Consider the following 2,425-nt stretch of genomic DNA (forward strand, 5'->3'; position numbering starts at 1 on the left):
AAACCATGTTTTATAAAGTTTTAAATACCCTTCATCAGTCGGCTTAAATTCTAAGTAAATCAATTAAAAACGCATTAGGTAATCATATTTACAATCAATTTATTAACTCAAAATCGATTGAATGGGATTACTATAGAACTCAAGTATCCGAATGGGAAAGAGAACAGTATATTAAGCAATACTAAGCGCTAAACAATTTCAGGGGAAACCTAATAGGGGTAAGGAGTTAAGGCATTTTGCCTTAGCTTCTTTTTTTACAGCTATATTTTGTTAATCATTTTATAATGAGTAAAGTATTTGGTCGAATGCATTAAAATGTAATCTTAATGTACTTTTTATCGACAAAACTTAAATAAATCAACAAGCCATCAATGATTCAATTTAGTGAAATGTACTGAAGAAATCTTGTGATGAGGCAAACAAAGCACTTAAACTTTATAATTTGTCTATGAAAGTATCTAGAGAAAAGCTATTAAAGCAGCAATTAGATTTGATAGTCAAAGACTCCGCTTTAGACATTCATGATGAAATAGAAAATAAGTTGGTTGATAGAGAAGTTGAAAGACAAGCACATATACTTGGTGAACATGTGAAAATTGATGACACTGAAGTAAAAGCGGTTGTTAACAGTAACTTTAAAGGTGTGAACTGGTCTACAAGATTATGTCAAGATATGGCTGTAGTTCAAAAAGAAGTAGAAAAAACAACGAGTAATGTATTACTTAGAGGGAGACATCCTAATGAGTACGTAGCTAAGTTTAAAAAGCAAACAAATACCACAACATATAATGCAAGTAGATTGTTAGTTACTGAATCAGCATGTGTGCAGGCTGAATCACAGAAGTTAACTTATCTTAAAGATTTAGGTGAAGATGGCGAATATAAATACGTGGCCAAAATCGACAAGAAAACATCTAAAATATGTCACTCTTTAAATGGCAAAGTATTTAAAGTTAAAGATATGATGCCTGGAGTTAATGCTCCACCTATGCACCCTTGGTGTAGAAGTACTACAGTAACACATGTGGGCAATTGGCGAGATAGATTCTTTACTGAGCGTAAAGGTAAGTATCAGACAGAGAATAAAGAATCATAAAAAGAAAAAAATACAAGAAAAAGCAAAAAAGAAATTCCTGATGTGATACGTAGTGGTAAAATAAAATTAGATATAAATCCTGAAAAACAAAATAGACATTCCTTAAATCATAGTTTATATTTGAAAAATAAAAATTTTGCATTAAAAAATAATGAAAGATTACCAAGTTATACTACGTTATCTATCAATGAATTAAATAGATTAGTACAACAGTACTCAACTTCTGGTAAAATCTTAATAAATAAAAACGGTTTTAACCATAAAAAAGTAATAAATTTTGAGAGGATTATAGGAAAAGCATTTATAGATGGAAAATATATTGAGACTACATTTGGTAAAGTGCATTATTCAAAAACAGACTCTCATATAATACCTTTTATAAGTAAGGAGAAATAAAATGTTAATTAAAGATGCTTATCGTAAAAATGTTATTGTCACACTTAAAAATAATGAAAAGTTTAAAGGTTTTGTGTTTGATTATGAAAACCCATTAGAAAGTGATACTGGAAACTATTCCCTGGATTTAGAGACAGATTTAGGAATATATTCAATTGATGAATCGGAAATAAAAAGTATAAAATTAATATCTTAGTAGCATCCTTTCTGCATAGATAAATAGAAAGTGGTGCTATTTTTATAAGCTTTTTTAACCTTCTACGGAAGGTTATTTTTTATGTCCAAAACGTGCTGATGACGTTATAAAAGCAAGTATGGAATACGCAGTCGACAGACTATAAACGGAGGTATATCTCATGGAGAACAATCAAAGTAATATTACTGAAGAAACGAAACACAATGATAATTTAGAAACAACTTATGAACAAACGCAACAAAAAGAGAAAACATTCTCTCAAGAAGAAGTATCTCAAATGATTAAGGATCGTTTAGCTAGAAAAAAAAGAAATCTGAATAACGTATGAAAGATGCAATTCAAGAAGCTGAAAAACTAGCCAAGATGAATAAAGACCAAAAGAATCAATATGAGTTGGAAAAGCTGTTAAAAGAAAATGAAGAACTAAAAGCAGAAAAAGCTTTATCTCAAATGAAGAATGAGACTCGTTCAATGCTTAATGAGTCAGGTTTAGAAAACTTCGATGATCAAATTGTTAATATATTAGTAAATACTGATGCTGAAAAAACAAGGAAAAATGTTGAATCATTTACTAACTTACTTAATCAAATGGTAAAATCAAATGTTGAAAAAGCATTAAGACAAGACTCACCAGTATGCACTCAATCAAATAAAATGACAAAAGATGAAGAATCAGATTATCTTGTTTCAGGGAGAAAATGTCTATAAACAAATGTACTAAATTCTCAATTTTTAAC

6 protein-coding genes are annotated in these 2,425 nt (G+C 29.4%); all 6 read left to right on the top strand.

Annotation, left to right across the window (positions count from 1 at the left end):
* Positions 1–62: 62 nt before the first annotated feature.
* Positions 63–185, top strand: a complete 123-nt coding sequence (locus AB0M20_RS38350) for a hypothetical protein (protein WP_364305817.1) — start codon at positions 63–65, stop codon at positions 183–185.
* A gap of 263 nt (positions 186–448) precedes the next feature.
* Positions 449–1,096, top strand: coding sequence for a minor capsid protein (locus tag AB0M20_RS38355; RefSeq protein ID WP_002456553.1), 648 nt, complete (start codon positions 449–451; stop codon positions 1,094–1,096).
* Positions 1,097–1,138: 42 nt separating this feature from the next.
* Positions 1,139–1,492 carry a polymorphic toxin type 50 domain-containing protein gene (locus AB0M20_RS38360; RefSeq protein WP_002456552.1) on the top strand — a complete coding sequence of 118 codons (354 nt, stop codon included), beginning with the start codon at positions 1,139–1,141 and terminating at the stop codon, positions 1,490–1,492.
* Between the two features lies 1 nt (position 1,493).
* A complete protein-coding gene (locus AB0M20_RS38365; protein WP_002456551.1) occupies positions 1,494–1,688 on the top strand; it encodes a hypothetical protein in 195 nt (64 codons plus the stop codon).
* 160 nt (positions 1,689–1,848) lie between these two features.
* Positions 1,849–2,016: a hypothetical protein gene (locus tag AB0M20_RS38370; RefSeq protein WP_002456550.1), complete on the top strand. Its 168-nt coding sequence runs from the start codon at positions 1,849–1,851 to the stop codon at positions 2,014–2,016.
* A complete protein-coding gene (locus AB0M20_RS38375; RefSeq protein WP_002456549.1) occupies positions 2,013–2,396 on the top strand; it encodes a DUF4355 domain-containing protein in 384 nt (127 codons plus the stop codon). Before AB0M20_RS38370 ends, AB0M20_RS38375 begins: the two co-directional genes overlap by 4 nt.
* Positions 2,397–2,425 lie beyond the last annotated feature (29 nt).

This window comes from Actinoplanes sp. NPDC051633, assembly GCF_040681735.1.
In the GTDB taxonomy this organism is placed as follows: Bacteria; Actinomycetota; Actinomycetes; order Mycobacteriales; family Micromonosporaceae; genus Actinoplanes.

Bases quoted from the DNA above. Each gene is read 5' to 3' on its own strand.
- AB0M20_RS38365 (WP_002456551.1), top strand. From the start codon at position 1,494: ATGTTAATTAAAGATGCTTATCGTAAAAATGTTATTGTCACACTTAAA.
- AB0M20_RS38370 (WP_002456550.1), top strand. From the start codon at position 1,849: ATGGAGAACAATCAAAGTAATATTACTGAAGAAACGAAACACAATGAT.
- AB0M20_RS38355 (WP_002456553.1), top strand. From the start codon at position 449: ATGAAAGTATCTAGAGAAAAGCTATTAAAGCAGCAATTAGATTTGATA.
- AB0M20_RS38375 (WP_002456549.1), top strand. From the start codon at position 2,013: ATGAAAGATGCAATTCAAGAAGCTGAAAAACTAGCCAAGATGAATAAA.